Here is a 23131-nt window from a genome sequence, read left to right on the forward strand (position 1 = left end):
CGAAACGCTGTGAATACATCCCTGTAAGCTCCGGCGGCGACGTCCTGTCGCCGACGGTTCGAAACACTCGTCCTAGCACTTTGCCTTAAATTTTGACTACGTGACTTTGTCAGCAAACTGAAAATCCCCGCGAATGCGGGGATTTTTTGATTTGGGTCGCCGGACATCAACCGCGATATTTTTCCCGGTAGGCCCCCGGTGCCAGGCCGGTCCATTTCTTGAAGGCGCGGTTGAAGGCGCTGGGTTCGGAGAAGCCGAGGCGCTCGGCGATTTCCGCCACCGCGGTTTCCTGCTGCTTGAGCTGATACACCGCCATGTCGCGGCGCACCGAATCCTTGATGTCCTGCCAGCTGTTGCCCTCTTCCTTCAGGCGCCGGCGCAGTGTCTGCGGCGAGGTGTAGAGGCGCGCGGCCACGTCGTCGAGGGACAGGTTCTCAATGGCGTTCTGCTGCTGCAGCATGCGGCGGATGCGGCCGGTGTGGCTGTGGTCGGATTTGTACTGGGTCAGCAGGCACTCGGGGGCGCGGGCCAGGAAGTCGGCCAGCTGCTGCTCGTCGCGCACCAGCGGCATCTGCAGGTAGCGGGTGCTGAATACCAGGCAGGTCTCACGCTGGTAGAAGTAGTGCCGGCAGGGGAACATATCGCTGTAGTCTTCGTTGTAGTCCGGCGGCGGGAAGGCCAGGTGCACCCGCTCCAGCAAAATGGTGCGGTCGATCAGCCAGCTGAACAGGCGCAGCCAGATCAGCGCCAGCGATTCGACGAACATCTGGTTCGGCAGGCCCTTGTCATTGCTGTGGTGAAACAGCAGTCGCGCCTCCTCGCCGTCCTCCACCAGTTTGATGTGTATATCGTCGCTGACCATGGACACGAAGCGGCCGGAGCGCAGCAGCGCGCGGCGCAGGTTCGGGCAGCTGATGCAGGCGTGGCACATCATCGCAAAGGTGCCGGGCTTCCAGGGGCGGGTGAGGTAGCCGCCGGCCTCGTCGTGCAACAGGTCCCACTCGCGGCGCAGCAGGCTCGCCATCTGTTCGCGGCTGATACGGCTGTCCGGCTCGTCGAGCAGCGCGGGGTCGATGCCGCTGTCCCGCAGCAGCTGATGGCAGTCCACGCCGGCGGCTTCGGCGCCGGCCAGCTGTGCGCGCACGACCGCGGTGAGGATGCCGGATTCTGTCTCGCGGAGCTTGGTGATCCCGCCTTCCTGGTTGTCGCTTTCCACAGTCTCAGCCCTCCAGTGCCCTGTTACATTGAGTGCGAGGCAGGGTACTCATTATTCTGTTTTCAGCGTGTATTCGCTGATGTGGAAGCCGGATTATGCGCAATGCGGCGGAGAAAGTCAGGGCCGAGCCGCACGTTAACAGCGCATCGCGCTGTGTGCGGCTCGGCGACCCGCCAGGGATGGCGGGGCCGGGGCTGGATCGATGGCACCAAGGCTGCGCCAGGGATGGCAGGTTTGTCGCCTGCCGGGACACGGGGAGGACCATGTGCTACAAATAGGGTTTTTATACCGACAGGAGGAGCAGAGTGGCAACCGATCTGCACGGACAGCTCAACCCGACCATCTGCCGGCGCATGCTGATCGCCCACCTGATCGAGCAGCTGCCGAAGCCCAATAATCCCGCGCTGGAGGAAGCCACCGGCTGGCCGCGGCGCACGGTGCAGGACATCATCGCCAAAGGGCTGCCCGGACACGGTACCCAGGTGGATTTCATTCAGCAGGGGGTGCGCAACAACGATGGCTATTATGAGCTGCGGGACTGGGGCTCGTTCGACCGCGATTGGGTGCGGGAGCACCTGCCGGTCATCTGTAAGGTGCTGAATGTGGCCCTCGACGGAGGGGATTGAGGGGGGAATCCGCTGGCGCAGCCCGGGCGCTTTTAACCGGACTGCGACGAAGCGGATTATTACTGCTGTGGCACCTGCCCCTGCTGCAGCAGTTTGTTGACTCTTTCAAGTAGCGCCGGATCCGAACGGAGGCTGTTCGCTATCTGCTGGTATTCGTCTTTTGACAGGCCCGCCTGTTCAATGGCCGCGATCATCTTTCCCTGTGCTTCCCGATTGAGCGCTTCGGCTTCCTGGATATCGGCGGCGGCCTTGAGGCGGGGAGCGTATTCGCGGCTGAGGATGACAATAGAGCGATAGGCTTCGGCGAACTTTTGCAGCTGGGGATCGCTGTATGAAACTGTCTGTACGGTGACCTGCGCGGCATCGTTTTGCGCCTGGGCCATTGGTAGAGCCAGTAACAGTGCGAGCACGGCGAGACAGATGGCTGGTGTTTTCATTGTGCACCTCGAGTGGTCGGAGGATGCTGCCGATCCGGCGAGCGAGCGCCCAGCATCCCAATTGGGTTACCAACGACAGACTTTTGCCGGCGCCACCGATACAAAAGTGAGGGGTTGTCAGCTCAGGGTAGTCAGTTTCCGCGGCGCGTTGCGCCATTTGCCGCCAGTCGTGTGAATTTTTGTTGGCGGCAATCGAGAGATTTAGAAAAGCCCGAGGAATTTCTTGCGTCGCTTCAGTGAACTCTCACAGCTGTTCAGCTGTTGCTGGTAGCGCTGTGCGCGGGCGGATACCTTTTTCGATACCTGCTTCAGCCAGGCTTTATTTCTAAATGTGCGCCGGTTAAAGCCACCGTGTCCCTCGTGATAGGCGAGGTATAGGTGATAGGTATCGTTCGACTTGATGCGGCACTGGCGCGCGCTGGTGTTGTTGTACCAGCCGACGAAATCGATGGCATCGCCGAAGTCGTCGCGGTCGGCACCGTAGTTGAACGAGGAGCGCTCGTAGGTGCGCCAGGTGGTGCCCAGTGCCTGCGGGTAACCGTAGGCGTCGGACGGGCGCGGCCCCGGGATAAAGCCGAGGATCTTGGTGCGCGGCGGGCGCGCATCGTGCACAAAGCGGGATTCCTGATGGATGAACGCCATCATCGTGGCCACCGGCGAGCCCCATTTCTCTTCCGCGTCCTTGGCCTCGCCGTACCAGCCCTTCTTCTCGCGGAAGATCGAGCAGATATCGTCGGTGTTGCTCGGCGGGCTGGTGGCACAGCCCGCGGTCAGTAGGGCGCCGCAGGCGAGCAGGGCGGCGATCAGTCGGTTGTTATTGTTTTTCGTCATGGCAACAGCAGTTTACTCGGCGGAAATGGCTTTTTATCGGGCGCTAAGGGCTATCTATTGAGCGCTTAAGGCTATCTATTGAGCGCTTAAGGCTATCTATTGGGCGCTAAAGGTTTTGACTCCGGCAGTCGTGCCCAGCAGCATCAGGTCCGCCGGGCGCAGGGCGAAAATGCCGTTGGTGACGACGCCGGTGATATTGTTGATGGCCTCTTCCAGTGCCCTGGGCTCGGTAATCTTCAGATTGTGCACATCGAGAATGACATTGCCATTGTCGGTGGTCACACCCTGGCGATAAACCGGGTCTCCGCCCAGTTTGACCAGTTCGCGCGCGACGAACGAGCGCGCCATCGGGATCACCTCTACCGGCAGCGGGAACTCGCCGAGAATCGGCACCCATTTGCTCTCATCGGCGATGCAGACAAATTCATCGGAACAGGCCGCGACGATCTTTTCCCGGGTCAGCGCGGCGCCGCCGCCCTTGATCAGCTGCAGCGCCGGATTGGCCTCATCGGCGCCGTCGATATAGAACTGGATACCGTCGACGCTGTTCAGGTCGTAGACCGGGATGCCGTGGGCCTTGAGGCGCTCCGCAGAAGCTTCGGAACTGGCCACGGTGCCGTCGAACAGGCCCTTGATCTCCGCCAGGTAGTCGATAAAGAAGTTGGCGGTGGAGCCGGTGCCGACGCCGACGATCGAATCGGCCTCCAGTTTGGGGGTGATGTAGTCCACGGCGGCGCGGGCTGTGGCCCGCTTCAATTCGTCCTGAGTCATACTGTGGAAAGTTTCCTTTGCAATTATTTGTGCCGAATTGCCATGTTGGCGATAAAATTTCGCGCGCAGGCGGTATATCGGTAGTAAAGATGCTGGCAGAGGATTAGACTGGCGTCCGGTGTCGCGCATCCTGCCGGCTTCACTGATCCGTTCAGTGAGCCACTATTACAGGGTGCCGCGCACAGAAATTAACCGCCGCTTTCAATCGCTACCGCTACGGCCACCGAAGTACGCCATGCCCAAGTCCTATATCAAGCGCATTTTAGACGCGCGCATTTACGATGTCGCCACCGAGACGCCGCTGGAGCCGATGCGCCAGCTGTCACACCGCTTCAACAACCGCATTCTGCTCAAGCGCGAGGACCTGCAGCCGGTCTTCTCGTTCAAGGTGCGCGGTGCCTATAACAAGTTACTGCAACTGCCGGCGGAACAGCGCGCCCGCGGTGTGATCGCCGCCTCGGCGGGCAATCACGCCCAGGGACTGGCCCTGGGTGCGGCGCAGCTGGGGGTGCGCGCGACCATCGTCATGCCGACGACCACGCCGCAGATCAAGGTCAATGCGGTGCGTATGCGCGGCGCCGAAGTAGTGCTGCACGGTGATACCTTCGACGAGGCGGCGGCGCGGGCGCGGGAACTGGTAGAGGAGCGCGGGCTGGTGTTCGTGCACCCCTACGACGACCCGGACGTGATCGCCGGCCAGGGCACCGTGGCAATGGAATTGCTGCGACAGTACTCCGGCAATCTCGATGCGGTGTTTATCCCGGTGGGTGGTGGCGGATTGGCCGCCGGCATGGCGGCCTACATCAAGTACGTGCGTCCGCAGATCAAGGTCTACGCGGTGGAGCCGGAGGACGCGGCCTGCCTGAAGGCGGCGCTGGACAGCGGCGAGCGGGTGCGGCTGCCGCAGGTGGGACTGTTTGCCGACGGCGTTGCCGTGGCGCAGATCGGCGAGGAGACTTACCGGGTGTTGCGCGAGACGGTGGACGGTGTTCTTACCGTGACCACCGACGAGATCTGCGCGGCGATCAAGGATATCTTCGAGGATACGCGCTCGATCGCCGAACCCGCCGGTGCCGTCGGCCTGGCGGGACTGAAGAAATACGTGGAGCAGACGGACAGCCGCAACGCCACCCTGGCGACGGTGTGCAGCGGCGCCAATACCAACTTTGACCGCTTGCGTTATATCAGCGAGCGCACCGAGATCGGCGAGAAGCGCGAGGCGGTGCTGGCGGTGACCATCCCCGAGCGCGCCGGCAGCTATCTGCAGTTCTGCCGCGACCTGGGCGACCGCGCCATCACCGAGTTCAACTATCGTTACGCCGACGGCGGCGAGGCGCACATCTTTGTCGGGCTGCAGGTGACGGCTGATGCGGATCGCCGCCAGCTGGTCGAGAAGCTGCAGGCCGGCGGCTACAGCGTGACGGACCTGACCGACAACGAGATGGCCAAACTGCATATCCGCCACCTGGTCGGCGGCCGCGCGCCGGGGCTGAGCGACGAGGTGATCTATCGCTTCGAGTTTCCCGAGCGGCCCGGCGCGTTGCGCAAGTTCCTGGAGCATCTGGCGGGGCGCTGGAACATCACCCTGTTCCACTACCGCAACCACGGCGCCGCTTATGGCCGCGTGCTGGCCGGCCTGCAGGTGGCACCCGGGGAGCGGGAGCAGCTGCGGGAGATGCTGGACCAGCTGCAGTTCCCCTTCTGGGATGAGACGGACAATCCCGCCTACCGCTTCTTCCTCGCCAGCTGAGGTGGCTGTGCGAGGAGCTCCGGCAGCTTAGTCCGTCCTGACCGGATGTTCTCGTTGCCGCGTAGACCAGCGCGGCGAACCTGTCGATTTTTTTTGCACAAAAATGCGACAAGTTTCGCAAAAAACACTCGTTAAGCGATTACTATTTCACCGATTCTAAAGTATCTTCTCTGCGGTGGAACTTTTGCGTTGGAGCGAGTCTAACGCGGGGCGAAACGCACATAACAAGAACATCGATCTACAGGATGGTCCCAATGAAACCCGATGCACTGACAATCGCCGTGGTTGTCTTTGTTGCGGGCGTACTGCTGAGCAGCACCGGTCTGACCGAGGTTTTCGCCTCGGAGCCAGAACCGCCGGCGGCTCTGCAGCAGGGAGTGGTGACCCGATAGGCAATTTGCCTGGTGCGCCGCTCTGTCCGCGAGCAAACGAAAAAGGCCGAACGCTGCTGCGTTCGGCCTTTTTTCGTTTCTGGATACGGAGTCTGCCGGGGAACTCAGCGGCAGCGATAGATGCGCGTCTCGGTCACCACCGCATCCAGCGGTATATCCCAGCTTTCGGTGGGCAGATGCGCCACGCACTGCAGTTGGTGGGCCGCGCCGATCAGGGCGGGGCCGGCGCCGCGGAACAGCCGCTTGAGCGCAAAGGTGCGGTCGTAGAAACCCGCGCCCATCCCCAGACGCGCGCCGCTCGGGTCGAATGCCACCAGTGGCACCAGCACCACATCCAGCTGCGCTGGCGGCAGCGTATGACCGCGCAGCGGCTCGGGGATACGGAAGCGGTTGCGATAGCTCAGTGGGCCGCCGTGCCAGCGACGGAAGCGCAGGTGCGGGTGCGGCTCCGCCGGCAGTACCGGCAGGTAGAAGTGTTTGTCGGCGAAACGCTGGAACAACCAGCGCACATCCAGTTCCCCATCCATTGGCCAGTAGATGCCCACGTGCTTGGCCCGCTGCATGTGCGGGTCGCGGCTCAGGTGAATGGCGGCGGCGCGACCGTGCAGACGCTGCTGGTAAACACTGAGCTGACGTCGGGCGGTGCGCATACGGCGGCGCAACTCAGCCTTTTCAGTTCGGGCTTTGCTTGCGGTCATGGGTTGGAAAGACTGGAGAGAAATTAGGAACCCCGAGTGTGCGGCTGCAGACGTAGCCTTGAACCGTAAAGTTCAAGGTGGCGGTCTCCGGAATACATAAGGCTTTCCGCTACGCGGCGGACATGCACACCAGCATCCGCTGGAAACCACCAGGGTCAGATTATCGGCTCGAGGACATAGTCAACTGGCCAACACCCCAGGGCAAGAAAATTATAACTCGCGGGCCGGAAAAAGGCTAAGTGAGGTTGCTGTGGAAATTTGCTCGAGACGGATCTGTCAAGTTTGTCGGTGGGAATTGCGGCGCTCGGGCAATGCAAATTAATTTGTGTTTTGCTCAGTCCTCGGCAGGGTCAGTTTTGCCGAGTGCGGATTGAACCTTTTCCTTCAGGCGGTCGAGCATTTCCTGTTCCAGCGGTACGCGACTCAGTTCCGCCTTGGCCTGTATCAGTTCGTGGGCGATGTTCAGGGCGGCCATCACCGCGATGCGCTCCAGGCCGATCACCGAGCCGCTGGCGCGAATACGCGACATGCGCTCATGCAGCAGGCGCGCAGAGGCCTGCAATTCGGCGCGCTCGTCTTCCGCGCACGCGACGCGGTACTCCTTGTCGAGTATGGAGACGGTTACGGTTTTGGCGGTTGCTGCTGAGTCACCCATCAGGATTCTTGCGCTAGCCCCTTGAGGCGGTTGATCATGGCTTCGACCCGCGAGCGGGCGGCCTCATTGTTTTTAATCAGGCGCTGGCGCTCGCGCTGCCAGTCGGCTTCTAGCCGACGCAGTTCGCGGTTGTCATCGGCCAGCTGCTGGCAGCGGGCGATCAGCGAATCCACAGTGCTTTCTAGCGCTTGCAGCTTATCCATAATTCCTGCGTATAAGATCAAAGACCCGGTTCGCAACACGACAGACTGCGAGGGATTCCGCTACTATATTGCCGGTGTATGGGTGGGTCAATCGCCCCGCCCGCGCGGGCAATCACAATTTTGCCAGTTAGTCTGGGGCCGCCGAACGCCGTTGGGGCTTTCTGAATAAACTCTGACCACTTTGCAAGGATACTGAGCAGTAATCATGACTTCAGCAGCCAATCGATTTGACTCCCTGGCCAACGCCATTCTCGCTGCCGGCGGACAGACCAGTCCGAGCGAGCTGCACGGATTTGCCAGCGGAATTTTGGCGGCAGGTGCCAAGCCGGACAAGAAGCGCTGGCAGAGGGAGCTGGCCGAGCTGCTGGAACTGGACGCCGTGCCCGCGGACCTGAACCGGGAATTTCTGCAGCTGGCGCAAGACTGCCAGCAGCAGCTCGGCGACAGCAATTTTGATTTTCAGCTGCTGCTTACTGATGAGCAGGATATTACCGCGCGCGCCCTGACCCTCGGTCACTGGTGCCAGGGTTTTTTACACGGTTTCGGCATCGGCGCCTTCAAGGGCAAATTATTGCCCACGAGCGAAGAGGCGCTGCAGGATATCGGGGCCATTGCGCAGGTGGATGCCGATGAGGTGGAGGCGACCGAAGAGGCGGAAAGCCAGTTGCTGGAACTGCAGGAGTATGTGCGCATGGCGGCGCTGAATATTTTTACCGAAGTTCGCGGCGATAAATCCGGCAAAGGCCCCACGGTACACTGATGAGCGCGACGATGACCGCGACCAAGACGGCACCGCCGGGAATTGCCAAGGCGGAATACGCCCGCCGTCGCGCGCGCCTGGTCGCCAGTATGGAGCCGGGCAGCCTTGCGATTGTGCCCGCGGCTCGCGAACAGCTGCGCTCGCGGGATACCTATTTCCCGTTCCGCCAGGACAGCGATTTTCTCTACCTGAGCGGATTCAACGAGCCCGAGGCGCTGCTGGTCCTGGTGCCGGGACGCACCCAGGGCGAGGCACTGCTTTTCTGCCGGGAGCGGGATGCGGAAAAAGAGATGTGGGACGGTCCGCGACTGGGGCCGGAGCGCGCGGCAGAGCAGTGTGGTCTGTGCGATGCTTTTCCGATCTGCGACCTCGATGACATTCTGCCGGGGCTGATCGAGGGTCGCGAGCGTATCTATTTTACGATGGGACACTTCCCGCAGCTCGACCGGCGGCTGCAGAGCTACCTGCAGGCCATTGATGCGGCGCCCGGCAGCGCCGGTGCGCCGGAAATGGTCGGATTGGATCACCTGCTGCACGATCTGCGGCTGTACAAGAGTGCCCAGGAATTGCGCCTGATGGCACACGCGGCGGAGATCAGCGCCGCGGCGCACCGCCGCGCCATGGCGCGCTGCCGCCCCGGCCTGTACGAGTACCACCTGGAAGCCGAAATACTGCATGGTTTTGTCGCCGCCGGTGCGCGGGAACCCGCCTATCCGACGATTGTTGGCGGCGGCAGGAATGCGCTGGTCATGCACTACTGCAGCAATAGCGCAGCGCTGCGAAGCGGTGATCTGGTGTTGGTGGATGCCGGCTGTGAATACCGCGGCTACGCCGCCGACGTGACCCGCACCTACCCGGTCAACGGGCGCTTCAGCGGGGAGCAGAAGGCGCTGTATGAGATTGTGCTGGCCGGGCAGGCCGCGGCCATCGAGCAGATCCGCATCGGCAATCACTGGGACCAACCCCACGCGGCGAGTGTGGCAGTCATCACCCAGGGCCTGGTGGATCTGGGCCTGCTGCGCGGCGAGGTCAGCGGCCTGATCGAGTCCGGCGCCTATCGCCGTTTCTATATGCACCGCGCCGGTCACTGGCTGGGCATGGACGTGCACGATGCCGGCGACTACCGCGTGCACGGACAGTGGCGCCAGTTGGAGTCCGGCATGGCCATGACGGTGGAACCGGGTATCTACGTTGCCGTGGATGACGATACAGTACCGGAAAAATTCCGCGGTATCGGCATTCGTATCGAGGACGATGTGGCGCTGACCAAAGAAGGCCCGCAGGTGCTGTCTGCGGCGGCGCCGAAAACCGTGGCGGACATCGAATACACCATGCGCCAGGGACAGGATCTGGTGCAGGAGGAACTGTGGTGAGTGAGCAATTACATACGGTGGATGTCGCCATTGTCGGCGGCGGTATGGCCGGCGCCAGCCTGGCGCTGATGCTGGCCCGGTACTGCCCGCAATTGTCGGTAGCGCTGCTGGAGCAGCGGGCCCTGCCGGATGCGGGCGCCAGCGTGCAGTTGCCCAGTTTCGATACCCGCGCCACCGCAATCTCTGCGGGCAGCCTGCAAGTCTTCTCCGAACTGGGGCTCTGGCCGCGGTTGCGCGACTACAGCGCGCCAATCCGACGCATACAGGTCAGCGACCGCGGTCACGCGCTCGGGGTCTCCCTGTGCGCGGAGCGGCAAGAGCGCGCCAGCTTCCAGGGTATGCTCGGCGCAGTGATTGAAAATGCCGCGCTGGGCCCGGTTCTGCACGACGCGCTGGCGGGCACGCCGGTGCGGCTGTTGGCGCCGGCACAGGTGACCGCGGTGCAGATGGGTGTCGATGGCGCACAGCTGCGCTGGCGCGCCGCGGACGACTGCGCAGAGCGCGAATTACGGGCGTCGCTGCTGGTGGTGGCGGACGGCGTTAATTCGCCGCTGTGCCGACAGCTGGGTATCGAAACCGAAACGGTGCAGTACCGGCAGCGGGCGCTGGTCACTACAGTTGGACTGCAGCGGGATCACGGCGGCGTCGCTTACGAGCGTTTTACCGACGCGGGGCCCATGGCGCTGCTGCCATTGCCCAAACGCAACGGCCAGCACCGCATGGCGCTGGTGTGGACCTGCGCGGAAGCGGAGGCCGGGTCGCTGGCCGAGTTGAGCGAGGACGCGTTTGTCGAGCGGCTACAGCGCGCCTTCGGCTGGCGCGCCGGTCGGATTCAGCGGGCCGGCAGCCTGCACAGCTATCCGCTTAGCCTGTCGCTGGCGCGGGAGCAGTGGCGCCGCCACCTGGTGCTGGTTGGCAACTGCGCACATTTTCTGCACCCGGTGGCGGGGCAGGGCTTCAATCTGACGCTGCGCGACTGTTACGGTCTCGTGCAGGCGCTGGCCGGTGCGGGTGCGGCGCAAATTTCAACGGGTCAGCTAGACTTGTTGGAGGAGTATGGTCGGGGTCGGCAGCTGGACCAGCAACTGACGATTGGTTTCAGCGACCGGATCCCATCCCTCTTTGCCTCCTCCAGCCTGTTGATTCAGGGTTTGCGCCAGGCGGGTATGCTTGGGTTGGCCCTGGCGCCGCCGCTGCGCGCGAGTTTCGCCGGTCAGGCAGCGGGTTTTGGGCTTTAATTGTGCCCACCGGTCGGTTTGATATCGATCGGCTCACATCAGCGGAATAGGCAACTTATGATCAGACACCGTTTGGATATCGCCATCGTCGGCGCCGGTATGGTGGGCCTGGCCCAGGCCGCGCTGTTGGCGGTGCGCCATCCGCAACTGCGTGTGGCGCTGCTGGAGGCTTCTACCGAGGTGCCGCAGATATCCGCGGATCACTACGACCCCCGCGTGGTCGCCCTGACCCAGGCCTCCTGCGAACTGCTCGAGGAGATTGGCGCCTGGGAGGAAATCGGTGACCGCCGCGCCTGTCCCTACACCGAGATGCGTGTCTGGGACGCGGAGGGAACCGGGTCTGTGCGCTTCAACAGCCGCGATGTGCAGATGCCAAACCTCGGCCACATCGTTGAGAACAATGTGGTGGTGGCGGCGCTGCGCGCGCACATCGAGGCCCTGCCGAATGTCGAGCTGGTCAGTGGTTTCCGCCTGGAAAGCTGGTGGCGCGACTGCGGCCTCTGGCACTTGCAGCCGCGCAGCGAGCGCACGAACCTCGTCGAAGGTCTCGAGGAGAGTGCGGAGACCTTGCGCACGCGCCTGCTGATCGGTGCCGACGGCGCACGCTCCAAGGTGCGCGACCTGCTGCACATCCGCTCGCGGGATACGGACTATCACCAGACGGCACTGGTGTGCGTGGCGCGCAGTGAAAAGCCCCATCAACACACCGCCTGGCAGCGTTTTCTGAAAACCGGGCCGCTGGCATTTCTGCCCCTGGCCGGGCTCGGCGACGAGCATCACTGTGCGGTGGTCTGGTCTGCCGACGAGGATCTGGCGCGCGAACTGGTGATGCTGGATGACCAGGCTTTTTGTCTGAACCTGGAAAAGGCCTTCGAAAGCCGTCTCGGCCGCGTGGAATCGGTCAGCGAGCGTTTCTCCTTCCCCCTGCGCGCGCGCCACGCAGAATCTTACTGTGGACCGGGCGCGGTCCTGATCGGCGACGCGGCCCACAGCATCCACCCGCTGGCGGGGCAGGGCGTAAACCTGGGCTTACAGGACGTGCGCGTTCTCAGCGATGAAATCGGCCGCGCGCTCAAACGCGGCCTGGAACCCGCAGATTCCTCGGTGCTCGAGCGCTACCAGCGCCGCCGCCGCGGTGACAACGCGGCCACCCTGAAAGCCATGAGCACCTTTAAATCCCTGTTCGGTGCCGGCGACCTGCACTGGCGCTGGCTGCGCAATACCGGATTGAGTATGGTGGACGCCAGCCCGCTGCTGAAGAAACGCATTATTCTGCGCGCAATGGCGGTGTAGCGCCTCGGTGCGAGCTTGGCCCGACTCCAGCGGGCCGCTCCCACCACTGCCGACAGAGAATTCATAAAAAAGGCCCCTCACTCTTGAGCCACTGGAACGCCGTTTATCAGTTTCCCATCGACAAGGATCTCAGCGAACTGGCACAGTTTATTCAGCGCTATCGCCTGCCGCTGCGCATCGCTGAGGAAAACAATCACCAGATTCTTTCCAGTCTCGATCCGCGCCTGAGCGAGCTGCTGTTGCCGCTGTTGCAGCGCTGGGATGCCGGTGAAATCCGCTTTGCCGATGTGCATCTGGAGCAGGCCCCCGCCGAGGAGCCGGGCGCGGATGCGGCGACGGAGGAGCCGGCGGACTTTGAAGCGGGTGCGGGTGCCGCTGCCCGGCAGGACGAAGAGGAAAACAGGAAACTTGCCGTCGCCTCGCCGCTGCCGACCTGGCCCTGGCGAAAAACACCGCTCAGCCTGACCCTGATCGCGCTGAGTTTTCTCGGTTGGTTTTTGCTCGCCAACAACCTGGTGGATGCACTGTTGATCTATCCCGATCGCGCTGGTGACTTCCAGTTGGGTAATTCCACCCTGGCCTGGCATTTGGCGCACGGCGAATACTGGCGCTTGTGGACGCCGGCGCTGGTGCATTTTTCCCTGCCCCACGCGCTGTTCAATGCACTGGGGATCTGGATTCTCGGCCGGCCGCTGGAAGCGCGCGCCGGCACCTTGCCGTTTGCCGCGCTGGTGCTGTTGAGTGCGGCGGCCTCCAATCTGACCCAGTATTACTGGTCGCCACGGGTTGTCTTCGGCGGAATGTCCGGCGTCGTCTATGCACTGGTCGGCTGTGTTTTCGTGCTGCAACGCTGGCAACCGGGCTGGCGCGATGTGCCGGCCGGTTTAGTACCGCTGGCGGTCGGCTGGTTGCTATTCTGCGCGGCCGGGCTGATGACCCTGTTCTTTGGTGTCGGCGTAGCCAATGCCGCCCATATCGGCGGATTTGTCGCCGGCATTTTACTGGCGTTGATATATTGTCGGGTCGGCGGCGCGCGAAATTTTTCCCCCGATAGCGGGGCAGCCTGAGGCCTATGATTTTACTGATTGTCTACGTGCTGATAGCACTCGGCTTTTCTTTTCTGTGTTCCATTGCCGAGTCAGTTATTCTCAGTGTCACCAGGCCCTATGTCAGCCTGCTCGAGCGCGACGGCAGCCGGGCCGGCCGTTTGCTGCGCAAGCTCAAGGACGATATCAACGCGCCCCTGGCCGCAATTCTGACGCTGAATACGATTGCCCACACCGCCGGAGCTGCTGGGGCCGGCGCCCAGGCGGCCAGCGTTTTCGGTAATCAGTATCTCGGTCTGGCGTCGGCGGTGCTGACTCTGCTGATTCTCGTTTTTTCCGAAATTATTCCGAAAACCCTCGGTGCCCTCTACTGGCGACAGCTGGCACCGGTAACCGCTTACGCACTGCGTTTCCTGGTGTGGCTGTTGTATCCCTTTGTGAAAATGTCCGAATGGTTGACGCGCGGTATGTCCCGCGGGCCAACGCTGACCGGATTCAGTCGCGATGAATTTGCGGTGATGGCGGAGATTGGCGAGGCCGAGGGCCAGCTGGAACGCCGCGAGTCGAGTATTTTGCGCAATCTGTTTTTTACCTTGCGCGATTACTCCGTGCGCGAAGTCATGACACCGCGCACGGTGGTCTATTCCCTGTCCCAGGATGCGAGCGTGACGGAGTCGTACGAGGATGTGGAGAAGAGCCGTTTTTCCCGCATCCCCGTGTACGAGCAGGGCGATCCGGATTGCGTGGTCGGTTTCGTGTTGAAGCAGGAGTTGTTGCTCGCCTTTGCCAAGGGCGAGCGGGACAGGAAACTGGCGGAATTTCGCCGCGATATGTTGATGCTGCCGGAAACTGCCACAATTTATCAGGCCTTCCAGAAAATGCTTTCGCGGCGCGTGCAGATCAGTGCGGTGCTGGATGAGTACGGCGGCCTCGAGGGCCTGGTGACGCTCGAGGATCTGCTGGAAAGCCTGTTGGGCGAAGAGATCGTGGACGAGGCGGACAAGACACCGGACCGCCAGGAAGTGGCGAAACGCCTGTGGCGATTGCGCGCGAAAAGGCACGGCTTAAAGGTAGACGAAGCCGCGCAACAGGAGCAAGATAGCAAAGAGATTGATGACAGGGCCGACAGGGAACGCGATTGATCCGGTGGTTGAAATTGCGGAACCCGCTCCCCATCTTTTAGTCTCAAGGTAAGCTTCGCCGATTTTATGGCCTTCTTTTTCAGGCGCTTCATGTGATCGGCACCCGCAAAGGCAACGAGGTTTTCTGAGGCCGACATAGTGCGAATCGGGATTCTCTATCTAGTCCTTCAGGCAGTATTGTTGTGCGCAACAGTACAGGCCGCGCCCGTCGCCGCCGACGCATTTGCGCCCGATGTTGCCAGCCTGTTGCAGGCGCCAGGCTGTGGTGGCGGTGTCGCGGCCGAAGACAACGATGCCGATGACGACCTGCACACTGTCGCCGTCCCCATTCTGCGGCCAGGCGCGGAGATTGCGCCGCTCTTTTCCACTGTTGGGCTTTTGCCCCTGCCCAGGCCTCGCGAAGGCCATGCCATTCGCGCGCCCCCCTCACTGACGTAACTCTCCATTTTTTGTTTCAAACAACTGCTTAGCGTCCGCTGTATTTCTGCGGAGGCAGCGTTATCGAGTTAGTTTGTGTCCCTCGCTTTGCCGGGCACAAGAACCAGTGAGTTACGATTATGAAAAACCTGAATGTTCTACAGCTGCACGAATTCGACAAGCTCGTTTTTCCCGATGAATTCAGTGAACTTAGCCTCGATTCTCCGGCGCTCAGTTTTATGTCGGATTTCAAGAGCCACCACCCCGCCTTGCTGACCCGCTCAGTTTCCGCCCTGGATGCTGCCCAGGTGATGCAGGCGGGCCATTTGAGCGCCTTGCTGGTGCTCGACCGGGAGGGCGTATTTACCGGCCTGCTGACCGCGGACGATATTTCCTACCAGCGCGTTATGCAGCGCGTGGCCGAAGGCGTGCCGCGACAGGAACTGACGGTGGGCGACCTGATGCGCGCGCGCAGTGAACTCAAGATCCTGAGTTACCAGCAGGTGGAGAAAAGCAGCATCCGTGACGTGCTGGAGGCGATGCGCCGTCAGGGTCAGCGAGACTGTCTGGTGGTCGATCTGCACAACCATCACGTGCGTGGGCTGATCTGTGCCTCTGAGGTGGGCAAACGACTGCACGCAGATATCCAGATAAACGCCGTGCCGACTTTTGCCGATATCCAGCGCGCCGTGTCGCCGGCGCACTAGGTGACATACCGCGGCCACCGGCGGCCTGGCTGCCGGTGGTCGCCATTCCCTTCCCTTCCCTCAGAGTGCCGGGTCGATACTGTCGCCGAGACTGTTATTGACCCGGAACCAGCCGGTGACGCTGTAGCGCGGCCGGTTGACCGTCAGTACCTCGTGGGGAAAATCCTCACTGAGAAAAATCACCATTTGCCCGAAGCGCGGCGCCACTTTCAGGAAGGGGTCGGCCGATGGCGCGTCGTTCGTTTCCGGTGGATATATGGCCAGCTCGCCACCGTCGCGCGGCTGCCAGTTCGGCGTCAGGTAGAGCACGGTACTCAACACCCGGTTGGTACTGCCCTTGAAGGCGTCCAGGTGTTTCTTGTAGAAGGTGCCGCGGTCGTAGTAGGCGTAGTGGCACTCGTAATCGAACAGTCCCAGAAACAAGCGGCGGTTCAGTCCCAGTCGCAGCGTTTCCATCCAGCTCAGATAGGCGGTCACCGCCGGGTTGGAGCTGTCCAGCCAGAATATTTCGTCGCTGCGCACGAAGCGGTTCAGCTGGTGCTCCTCCTCGCGGCCGATGCCGGCGCGCCTGAAACGCTCGCGGTCGATGGACCTGAAGTGGCGCAGCAGTCCCGCCAGCATCGCCGGCGGCAGCGGTGCCGGCAGTACGATATAGCCGTCCTTGCGCAGGGCAGCGGCGATCAGGTCCATGGGGTCGCCGTCGTCTGGACCGAAGCGGCGGTCCTCCGCGAGGGCAGAAATAGCGGCGTTCAATCGGGGAGCTCCGGAAATGCGGACAGCGGCGGGATGCCGCCCGTGGGGGTGCGTTCTTATACACGCAAAACCCGACAGGGCAAAGCAATATTGACGCGCCGCGATTCGCGGCCCCGGCTGGGGCGGCGGCCACAGATATCGGGGCCTGCCAGCCGCCGCGGCCGGACGGGCAATTTCGCTAAAGAGCGCCGCCGAATCTTTGGCGGTAACGGCGGCACTCGGCAGGTTTTAGTCCCAGTGCCTGCTAGGCTTGCAGATCATATACGTATTAGATGTGGGCCGACTGGTCACGCCAGCGGCCGAGCCGCTAGAATACGCCGCTTTCTTAACCTGCTGAATTGAGAACAAAAGATGGGAAACAGAACGCCTCTGTATGACACGCATGTCGCCATGGGCGGCAAAATGGTGGATTTCGGTGGATGGGACATGCCGCTGCACTACGGATCTCAGCTGGAAGAGCACAACAAAGTGCGTACCGATGCGGGCATGTTCGATGTCTCCCATATGACCGTGGTCGATGTGGACGGCGACGGCGCCCGCGACTACCTGCGCTACCTGCTGGCCAATGACGTGGCCAAGCTGGATGGCTCGCCGGGCAAGGCGCTCTACACCGGCATGCTGAACGAACAGGGCGGTGTGATCGACGACCTGATCGTCTACCTGCGCGATCCGGGCTACCGGGTGGTGGTGAACTGTGCCACCCGCGAGAAGGATCTGGCGTGGATGAACAAGCAGGCAGAAGGCTTCGACGTGACCCTGAGCGAGCGCCCGCACCTGGCCATGGTGGCTATCCAGGGTCCGAACGCGCTGGCCAAGGCCAAGGACGTGCTGGGTATCGACTGGATCTCTTCCATCGACAGCCTCAAGCCGTTCCAGAGCGTGGCCCGCGGCGAATGGTTCGTGGCCCGCACCGGCTATACCGGCGAAGACGGCCTGGAAATCATGCTGGCCGGTGAGGATGCACCGGGCTTCTGGCGCGCGCTGGCAGACGCCGGTGTGGCGCCCTGCGGCCTCGGCGCCCGCGACACCCTGCGCCTCGAAGCGGGGATGAACCTGTACGGCCACGAAATGGATGAGGAGACCTCGCCGCTGGTAGCGAACATGGCCTGGACCGTTGCCTGGCAGCCGGAGGATCGCAACTTTATCGGCCGCAAGCCGCTGGAGCAGGAAAAGGCAGCCGGCGTAAAAGAGAAACTGGTGGGCCTGGTGCTGGAAGAACGCGGTGTACTGCGCGCTGATCAGCCGGTGGTAGTGGACGGCAGCGAAGACCGCGGTATCATCACCAGCGGTACATTTTCTCCGACCCTGGGCTACTCTATCGCGCTCGCGCGGGTACCGGCGACCGTAGGGGACAGTGCCCAGGTGGAAATACGCAAGAAGCTGGTGCCGGTCAAGGTCGTGAAGCCTTGCTTTGTGCGTAACGGCAAATCGGTAATCTGACGGCTTTCTGGCGGCGGGCGAGCCCCTTCGCGGGCTTCCCGTAGCGGCTTGATAATATTTACAGATGCTTAATCGAGGGATCACAGCATGAGCGAAATTCGCAGCGAATTGAAATACCTGGCCAGCCACGAGTGGGCGCGGCTGGAAGAAGACGGCACCGTCACCGTCGGTATCAGCGACCACGCCCAGGATGCACTGGGCGACGTGGTCTACGTCGAAACCCCGGAAGTGGGCAGCACTCTGGCAGCCGGTGATGAAGCCGGTGTGGTCGAGTCGGTAAAAGCGGCCAGCGACATCTACTCGCCGATTTCCGGCGAGGTGATCGCGGTCAACGAGGCGCTGGAAGATGCCCCGGAAACCGTCAACTCCTCCCCCTATGACGACGGCTGGTTCTTCCGCGTGAAGCCCAGCGATGTGAGCGAGCTGGAAAAAATGCTGGATGCGGACGCCTATCGCGCCGAGTCCGCGGAGTAATCCCGGTCGGTGACCAGAAGCAAAAAAGCCGCTGCGATGTCGCAGCGGCTTTTTTGTATGTGTCCCGCCCTGAAGTGGGTTTACGGGTTTCAGGACGGGACAGAATCTGGTTATGGCGATCAGTCGAACGACATGACCTGGCGGACTTCGCTGTCGTTCACAATCTGATCCAGCTGGGCCTTGTAGGCCAGCAGGACATTGTTCTGTGGTGACTGGCTCGCCTGTTCGTCGACAACGTCGCGTTCCTTGATGTTTTTCGCCAACAGTTTTCCATTCTGCAGGTCGTAGACCAGGATGTTGGTGTCGGTGTCAAAATTGAAGGCCGATACCCAGTTCAGATTGAGGCTGAAATACCACTCGTTCAGTACCAGGCTGATCATTTTGTTGGCGTTGTTCTGTTCCATCAGTTGCTTGACCGCATCTTCCTGTGGAACTTCCGCCAAATCTACGGCTGTGGCATTCCAGCCGGACGAGTTCAGCCCGTGTACCAATCGGCTTTGCAGGAATTGCGCCAGATCTTTTTCCTTGTCACCCGGCTCGGTGGCGAGGACCTGCTTAACATGCCAGTCGACGGGAATGCCGAATGACGCATGGGCCTTGCCGACAAAGGTCTTGTCTTTCCCTTCCTTGACGCGCTGGCGTTGATCGATAACGGAGATCAATACCGACTCCTTTACCTGATACTCAGGAGCGGCGGACTGTTCCTGCAGTGAGACAGGAGATACACAGGCTGTAACCAGCATGGCCATGGCCAGCAGTGTGATTTTCTTTAGCATGTTTTTTTTGCCTTTTTATACCGGATGTTTTAACCCCTAAATCGGAACCCGCCTTGGCTTTAATTTCGACAAGCGGGACCGCGACGGAATTGTAACACCGGTATACGGGCAGAACGGTTTGGCGCAATTACACGCGATTACAGTGTGATTAGCGTTAACTTCGAAGGAAAAGAGTGAGAGGTGGAATGCACGGCAGTAGAGGGCGCTACTGCCCCGCCTACTGCCCCGCCGGCTGCAACAGCGCCTTGAGTCCGATCCTTTTCAGGTAGGCCCGCACCGTCTGTTCAATTTCCTCCGGGTACTGCTGGCCAAGCACCTGTTGTAACAGCTTCTCCGTGTCCGCCTTGCGCACCGCGCGCAGTGTCGCCTTGACCCGCGGCAGGTTGGTGGCGTTCATCGACAGCACATCGTAACCCATCGCCAGCAGCAGCAGCGCGCCGCCGGGATCCCCGGCCAGCTCGCCACAGATGCCCACCTTGGTATTGGCGGCGTGGCCGACCCTGACAATTTCCTGCAGGGCGTGCAGCACTGCCGGATGGAGTGCATGGTAAATGCTGGCTACGCGACTGTTGTTGCGATCCACTGCCAGCAGGTACTGGGTCAAATCGTTGCTGCCGACGGAGATGAAGTCTGCGTGCTCGGCCAGTTCCCGCACCTGGTATACCGCCGAGGGTACCTCGATCATGATGCCGAGGGGCGGCATGGCGATGTCGTAACCCTCTTCAACCAGTTCCCGGTAGGCGCGCTCCACCAGCTTGCGGGCGGCTTCCAGCTCCCCGAGCCCGCTGATCATCGGCAGCATGATGCGCAGGTTGTCGAGGCCGACACTGGCCTTCATCATCGCACGAACCTGGGCCAGGAAGATTTCCGGGTGATCGAGCGTCACGCGGATACCGCGCCAGCCGAGGAAGGGATTGGTCTCCTCAATGGGGAAATAGGCCAGGGCCTTGTCTCCGCCGATATCCAGGGTGCGCATGGTGACCGGGCGCGGAGCGAAGGCCTGCAACTGCTCGCGGTAGATCTCGCGCTGTTCCTCCTCAGACGGGAAGCGGTCGCGCAGCAGGAAGGGCACCTCGGTGCGGTAGAGGCCGACGCCCTCGGCACCGCGCTCGAGCGAACGCACCACGTCCGCCATGAGTCCGGTGTTGACCCACAGGCGCACCCGGTGGCCATCGGCAGTTTCCGCGGGCAGGCCCGCCAGGTGGTCGAGGTTGCGCGCCAGCTCGCGCTCCTCGGCAACGATGCTGTCGTAGCGGCGCTTGAGTTCCGGTCCGGGGTGCACATGCAGCTCGCCGCGGTAGCCGTCGACGACAATTTCGGCGCCGTCGATGGTTTCGTAGGGCAGGTCCTGCACGCCCATGACCGCCGGCAGTCCCATGGCGCGGGCGATGATTGCCACGTGGCTGTTGGCGGAACCCTTTACGGAAACGGCGCCGATCAGCTTTTCCCGCGGCACTTCCGCCAGCACTGCGGCGGTGAGCTCCTCGCCGATCAGGATGGTATTTTCGGAATAGTCCCGCCGGCTCTGTTGCTGCTGGCGCAGGTGCATCAGGACCCGCGCGCCCAGGTCGCGCACGTCGGCGGCGCGATCGCGGAAATAGGAGTCGGACATCGCCTCGAAGCGGCGCACGTGTTCGAGCATCACCTCGGCCCAGGCGCGGGGCGCGCTGACCTGCTGGCGGATGCGGTCGCACACCTCGACGGCGAGGGAGTTGTCGTCGAGCATGCTGATATAGGCGTCGAAGAGGGCGCGTTCCTCGCGGTTCAGTTCGCCCTTCAGGCGTTCGCCGGCGTCGCGTATTTCCGTGCGCGCACTGGCCAGGGCCTGATGAAACAGCTCCAGCTCGGCGTCCACGTCGATACAGCAGCTGTAGGGCACCGTGGCCAGGTTGGCCTGCGGTGCGACGATATGCACGCGGCCGATGGCGACGCCGGGGGAGGCGGCGATACCGCTGAACTTGGCTTCGCGCCGCTGCTGGCCGATAGTCGCCAGGGCGCCAGTCGCCTCGGCGTGGGCAATCACACCGGCGAGCTGGGCAGACAGGGTGACCAGGAAGGCTTCCTCGCCCTCGTCGAAGCGGCGCTTCTCCGCCTGCTGCACGACCAACACGCCGAGCACGGTACGGTGGTGAATAATCGGTGTGCCGAGAAACGCGCTGAAGCGCTCCTCGCCGGTGGCGGGGAAGTACTGGTAGGCGGGGTGGGCCTCGGCCTGCTCAAGGTTGATAGGCTCTTCGCGGGTGACCACGTTGCCCACCAGGCCCTCTCCGGGCGCCAGGTGCACCTGGCCGACGGCGTCCTGATTGAGCCCGCGCGTGGCCATCAGGACATAGTTGCCGGACTGCTTGTCGCGCAGATAGACGGAACAGACGCGGGTGTGCATCACCTCGCGCACCCGGCGCACGATAATCTCCAGCACCGCGGGCAGGTCCCGAGCCGCGTTGACTTCCTGAACGATACTGCGCAGAGATCCGAGCAAAGGCCTGTCCTCGCCATTTAACGGAGTAATCTAGCTGGCCAAAAGCAAACTTAGCGCTTTTCTATCAATCCGCGAGAAATGATAGTTTCCGGCCGCAGCAATGCCGGCTGCGAGTACCAGGGCTAGCCCTGATCGCGCAGCCAGCGTCTTTCCAATTGTATTTGCTGCGGGGCCAGTTCGGTCAGCGCGCGTCGGTACACCTCGCGCTTGAAGGTCACCACTTTACTGAGTGGGTGCCAGTAGCTCACCCAGCGCCAGTGATCGAATTCGGGTTTGTAGCCATTGTTAAAGCTGATCGCACTCTCCTCTGTTTCGAGCTTCAGCAGATACCACTTCTGCTTCTGGCCGATACACAGAGGCTCCGAGCGCCGGCGAATCAGGCGCTGCGGCAGCCGATAGCGCAGCCAGCCGCGGGTGCACGCGATCAGGCTGACCTGCTCGCGGGTCAGGCCGATCTCCTCATACAGCTCCCGATAGAGCGCCTGCTCCGCGGTTTCACCCGGGTTGATGCCCCCTTGGGGAAACTGCCAGGCGTCCTTGCCGCCCACCCGCCTCGCCCACAGCGCCTGGCCGCGGGCATTCAGCACAATGATGCCGACATTGGGGCGAAAGCCCTCGGCGTCGATATTGCTGCTGTTGTCGTCGCCGCGCCGCCGGTTTTTGCGGTTGTTGCCGGGGTTGTCGGCGCGGTTGGACTGTCTGGCGGATTTGCGGCGGTTTTTTCGCCCAGCTTGCGCTGGCTTGCCGTCGCCCAAAATACCGTCCTCAATTCTGTTGCGCGCGGCCAGTCGCCGCGCTTGCTTGCTCCGCATTGTTCCACAGCGGGGGGCATTACGGCAATTAGGGAGAATTGGTCGGTGTGCAGTGTCCGCTGGCGAGGTAAAATTGCCCGCCGCGGCGCGCAGTGCGCGTTTGGCGGCGAAATTGGCGTGGGGAATCTATAGTTACGGGGGAGACCGCGGTGCATCTGGCAATTTTCGATCTCGACAACACATTGATTGGCGGCGACAGCGATCACGCCTGGGGCGAGTTCCTGGTGGAGCGCGAACACGTCGACGTCGACCGCTACCGCTCTGCCAACGACCGTTTCTATCAGGACTACCAGCGCGGCGAGCTGGATATCTTCGCCTACCTGGAATTCGCCCTGGAACCGCTGGCACAGCTTTCCCGCGGTCAATTGGAAAACCTGCAGCAAGAGTTCATGCGGGAGGTGATCAGCGAAATCTGGTTGCCGCGCGCGGAAGAGTTAATCAGTCGGCATCGTCGCGACGGCCATCATATTATGATCATCACTGCCACCAACCGCTTTGTGGTGGAGCCCATTGCCGCGCGCCTGGGGGTGGATACGCTGCTGGCGACAGAGCCGGAGGAGGTGCGGGGGCAGTTTACCGGTCGGGTAACGGGCGAACCCTGCTATCAGGGCGGCAAGGTCGTGCGCCTGCACCAATGGCTGGCCCACAACCCCGAATTCGGTAGCAGCGAAAAGTGGTTTTATAGTGATTCCATCAACGACCTGCCCCTGTTGCAGCAGGTGGAGCACCCGGTAGCGGTAGACCCGGACGCGCGGTTGCGCGCCGAGGCCGAAGCGCGCGGCTGGCCGGTGATCAGTCTGCGCGAAAGCCAATAGAGCGACAGAAGTCGTCGAGAATTGAGT

The 23131-nt window shown here is 62.1% G+C and carries 25 protein-coding genes and 1 other RNA gene; 13 read left to right on the top strand and 13 right to left on the bottom strand.

The genetic code is table 11. The features are described 5' to 3' along the window. Positions 1 to 166 precede the first annotated feature (166 nt). A complete protein-coding gene (locus tag BUC36_RS13795) occupies positions 167 to 1216 on the bottom strand; it encodes an AraC family transcriptional regulator (RefSeq protein ID WP_084536064.1) in 1050 nt (349 codons plus the stop codon). A gap of 305 nt (positions 1217 to 1521) precedes the next feature. Between BUC36_RS13795 and BUC36_RS13800 the strand changes: the two genes are divergently transcribed. After that, complete coding sequence (locus BUC36_RS13800) at positions 1522 to 1842, top strand: helix-turn-helix domain-containing protein (RefSeq protein WP_073276191.1); 321 nt, start codon at positions 1522 to 1524, stop codon at positions 1840 to 1842. A gap of 59 nt (positions 1843 to 1901) precedes the next feature. On the opposite strand, the gene BUC36_RS13805 is transcribed toward BUC36_RS13800, so the two are convergent. The 3 genes from BUC36_RS13805 to rpiA all read right to left on the bottom strand — a co-directional run bounded on the left by BUC36_RS13805 (position 1902) and on the right by rpiA (position 3881). Further along, positions 1902 to 2279 (bottom strand): DUF4168 domain-containing protein, encoded by a 378-nt coding sequence (locus BUC36_RS13805; RefSeq protein WP_084536066.1) that lies wholly within the window; start codon positions 2277 to 2279, stop codon positions 1902 to 1904. Between the two features lie 201 nt (positions 2280 to 2480). Then, a complete protein-coding gene (locus tag BUC36_RS13810) occupies positions 2481 to 3110 on the bottom strand; it encodes a transglycosylase SLT domain-containing protein (RefSeq protein WP_073276195.1) in 630 nt (209 codons plus the stop codon). A 96-nt stretch (positions 3111 to 3206) separates the two neighbouring features. Then, complete coding sequence (gene rpiA, locus BUC36_RS13815; RefSeq protein ID WP_073276197.1) at positions 3207 to 3881, bottom strand: ribose-5-phosphate isomerase RpiA; 675 nt, start codon at positions 3879 to 3881, stop codon at positions 3207 to 3209. Positions 3882 to 4116: 235 nt separating this feature from the next. On the opposite strand from rpiA, the gene ilvA reads away from it, so the two are divergent. Further along, on the top strand, positions 4117 to 5631 hold the full coding sequence (gene ilvA / locus BUC36_RS13820) for a threonine ammonia-lyase, biosynthetic (protein ID WP_073276199.1): 1515 nt from the start codon (positions 4117 to 4119) through the stop codon (positions 5629 to 5631). Positions 5632 to 5885: 254 nt separating this feature from the next. After that, positions 5886 to 6023, top strand: coding sequence for a hypothetical protein (locus BUC36_RS19055; RefSeq protein ID WP_170833165.1), 138 nt, complete (start codon positions 5886 to 5888; stop codon positions 6021 to 6023). 104 nt (positions 6024 to 6127) lie between these two features. On the opposite strand, the gene BUC36_RS13825 is transcribed toward BUC36_RS19055, so the two are convergent. From BUC36_RS13825 to BUC36_RS13840, 4 genes are all read right to left on the bottom strand, one after another. After that, positions 6128 to 6721 carry a 5-formyltetrahydrofolate cyclo-ligase gene (locus BUC36_RS13825; RefSeq protein ID WP_073276201.1) on the bottom strand — a complete coding sequence of 198 codons (594 nt, stop codon included), beginning with the start codon at positions 6719 to 6721 and terminating at the stop codon, positions 6128 to 6130. A 25-nt stretch (positions 6722 to 6746) separates the two neighbouring features. Next, a non-coding RNA gene (gene ssrS, locus BUC36_RS13830) (6S RNA) lies at positions 6747 to 6927 on the bottom strand. Between the two features lie 128 nt (positions 6928 to 7055). Continuing rightward, positions 7056 to 7376, bottom strand: coding sequence for a cell division protein ZapA (locus BUC36_RS13835; RefSeq protein ID WP_073276203.1), 321 nt, complete (start codon positions 7374 to 7376; stop codon positions 7056 to 7058). Next, positions 7376 to 7579 carry a TIGR02449 family protein gene (locus tag BUC36_RS13840; RefSeq protein WP_073276205.1) on the bottom strand — a complete coding sequence of 68 codons (204 nt, stop codon included), beginning with the start codon at positions 7577 to 7579 and terminating at the stop codon, positions 7376 to 7378. The genes BUC36_RS13835 and BUC36_RS13840 overlap by 1 nt, the downstream gene beginning before the upstream one ends. A gap of 205 nt (positions 7580 to 7784) precedes the next feature. Between BUC36_RS13840 and BUC36_RS13845 the strand changes: the two genes are divergently transcribed. From BUC36_RS13845 to BUC36_RS13870, 6 genes are all read left to right on the top strand, one after another. After that, positions 7785 to 8339, top strand: a complete 555-nt coding sequence (locus BUC36_RS13845; RefSeq protein ID WP_073276207.1) for a UPF0149 family protein — start codon at positions 7785 to 7787, stop codon at positions 8337 to 8339. After that, the gene (gene pepP, locus BUC36_RS13850; protein ID WP_234994996.1) at positions 8339 to 9712 is read left to right on the top strand and encodes a Xaa-Pro aminopeptidase; all 1374 of its coding nucleotides are present in this window, start codon (positions 8339 to 8341) and stop codon (positions 9710 to 9712) included. Before BUC36_RS13845 ends, pepP begins: the two co-directional genes overlap by 1 nt. Next, on the top strand, positions 9709 to 10950 hold the full coding sequence (ubiH, locus tag BUC36_RS13855; RefSeq protein ID WP_234994997.1) for a 2-octaprenyl-6-methoxyphenyl hydroxylase: 1242 nt from the start codon (positions 9709 to 9711) through the stop codon (positions 10948 to 10950). The genes pepP and ubiH overlap by 4 nt, the downstream gene beginning before the upstream one ends. Before the next feature lie 57 nt (positions 10951 to 11007). Then, entirely contained in the window at positions 11008 to 12243 is a 1236-nt protein-coding gene (locus BUC36_RS13860) for a UbiH/UbiF/VisC/COQ6 family ubiquinone biosynthesis hydroxylase (RefSeq protein WP_073276209.1), read from the top strand. 83 nt (positions 12244 to 12326) lie between these two features. Next, on the top strand, positions 12327 to 13310 hold the full coding sequence (locus BUC36_RS13865; protein ID WP_073276211.1) for a rhomboid family intramembrane serine protease: 984 nt from the start codon (positions 12327 to 12329) through the stop codon (positions 13308 to 13310). A gap of 5 nt (positions 13311 to 13315) precedes the next feature. Continuing rightward, complete coding sequence (locus BUC36_RS13870) at positions 13316 to 14431, top strand: CNNM domain-containing protein (protein WP_073276213.1); 1116 nt, start codon at positions 13316 to 13318, stop codon at positions 14429 to 14431. A gap of 159 nt (positions 14432 to 14590) precedes the next feature. Here BUC36_RS13870 and BUC36_RS13875 read toward each other — a convergent pair whose 3' ends face one another. Continuing rightward, on the bottom strand, positions 14591 to 14839 hold the full coding sequence (locus tag BUC36_RS13875) for a hypothetical protein (protein ID WP_073276215.1): 249 nt from the start codon (positions 14837 to 14839) through the stop codon (positions 14591 to 14593). A 149-nt stretch (positions 14840 to 14988) separates the two neighbouring features. Between BUC36_RS13875 and BUC36_RS13880 the strand changes: the two genes are divergently transcribed. After that, the gene (locus tag BUC36_RS13880) at positions 14989 to 15555 is read left to right on the top strand and encodes a CBS domain-containing protein (RefSeq protein ID WP_073276217.1); all 567 of its coding nucleotides are present in this window, start codon (positions 14989 to 14991) and stop codon (positions 15553 to 15555) included. Between the two features lie 60 nt (positions 15556 to 15615). On the opposite strand, the gene BUC36_RS13885 is transcribed toward BUC36_RS13880, so the two are convergent. Further along, complete coding sequence (locus BUC36_RS13885) at positions 15616 to 16308, bottom strand: 2OG-Fe(II) oxygenase (protein WP_234994998.1); 693 nt, start codon at positions 16306 to 16308, stop codon at positions 15616 to 15618. Positions 16309 to 16659: 351 nt separating this feature from the next. Here BUC36_RS13885 and gcvT point away from each other — a divergent pair, with 351 nt between their 5' ends. Beyond that, a complete protein-coding gene (gcvT, locus tag BUC36_RS13890; protein ID WP_073276219.1) occupies positions 16660 to 17748 on the top strand; it encodes a glycine cleavage system aminomethyltransferase GcvT in 1089 nt (362 codons plus the stop codon). A gap of 87 nt (positions 17749 to 17835) precedes the next feature. After that, entirely contained in the window at positions 17836 to 18222 is a 387-nt protein-coding gene (gene gcvH, locus BUC36_RS13895; RefSeq protein WP_073276221.1) for a glycine cleavage system protein GcvH, read from the top strand. Positions 18223 to 18341: 119 nt separating this feature from the next. Here gcvH and BUC36_RS13900 read toward each other — a convergent pair whose 3' ends face one another. From BUC36_RS13900 to BUC36_RS13910, 3 genes are all read right to left on the bottom strand, one after another. Next, complete coding sequence (locus BUC36_RS13900; RefSeq protein WP_073276223.1) at positions 18342 to 18998, bottom strand: hypothetical protein; 657 nt, start codon at positions 18996 to 18998, stop codon at positions 18342 to 18344. Between the two features lie 217 nt (positions 18999 to 19215). After that, the gene (gene ptsP / locus BUC36_RS13905) at positions 19216 to 21477 is read right to left on the bottom strand and encodes a phosphoenolpyruvate--protein phosphotransferase (RefSeq protein WP_073276225.1); all 2262 of its coding nucleotides are present in this window, start codon (positions 21475 to 21477) and stop codon (positions 19216 to 19218) included. 122 nt (positions 21478 to 21599) lie between these two features. Then, a complete protein-coding gene (locus tag BUC36_RS13910) occupies positions 21600 to 22289 on the bottom strand; it encodes an RNA pyrophosphohydrolase (protein WP_084536068.1) in 690 nt (229 codons plus the stop codon). A 149-nt stretch (positions 22290 to 22438) separates the two neighbouring features. On the opposite strand from BUC36_RS13910, the gene BUC36_RS13915 reads away from it, so the two are divergent. Next, a complete protein-coding gene (locus BUC36_RS13915; protein ID WP_073276227.1) occupies positions 22439 to 23104 on the top strand; it encodes a histidinol-phosphatase in 666 nt (221 codons plus the stop codon). The last annotated feature ends 27 nt before the right edge of the window (positions 23105 to 23131 follow it).

The sequence above is a fragment of the Microbulbifer donghaiensis genome (assembly GCF_900129095.1).
GTDB classification, from domain to species: Bacteria; Pseudomonadota; Gammaproteobacteria; order Pseudomonadales; family Cellvibrionaceae; genus Microbulbifer; species Microbulbifer donghaiensis.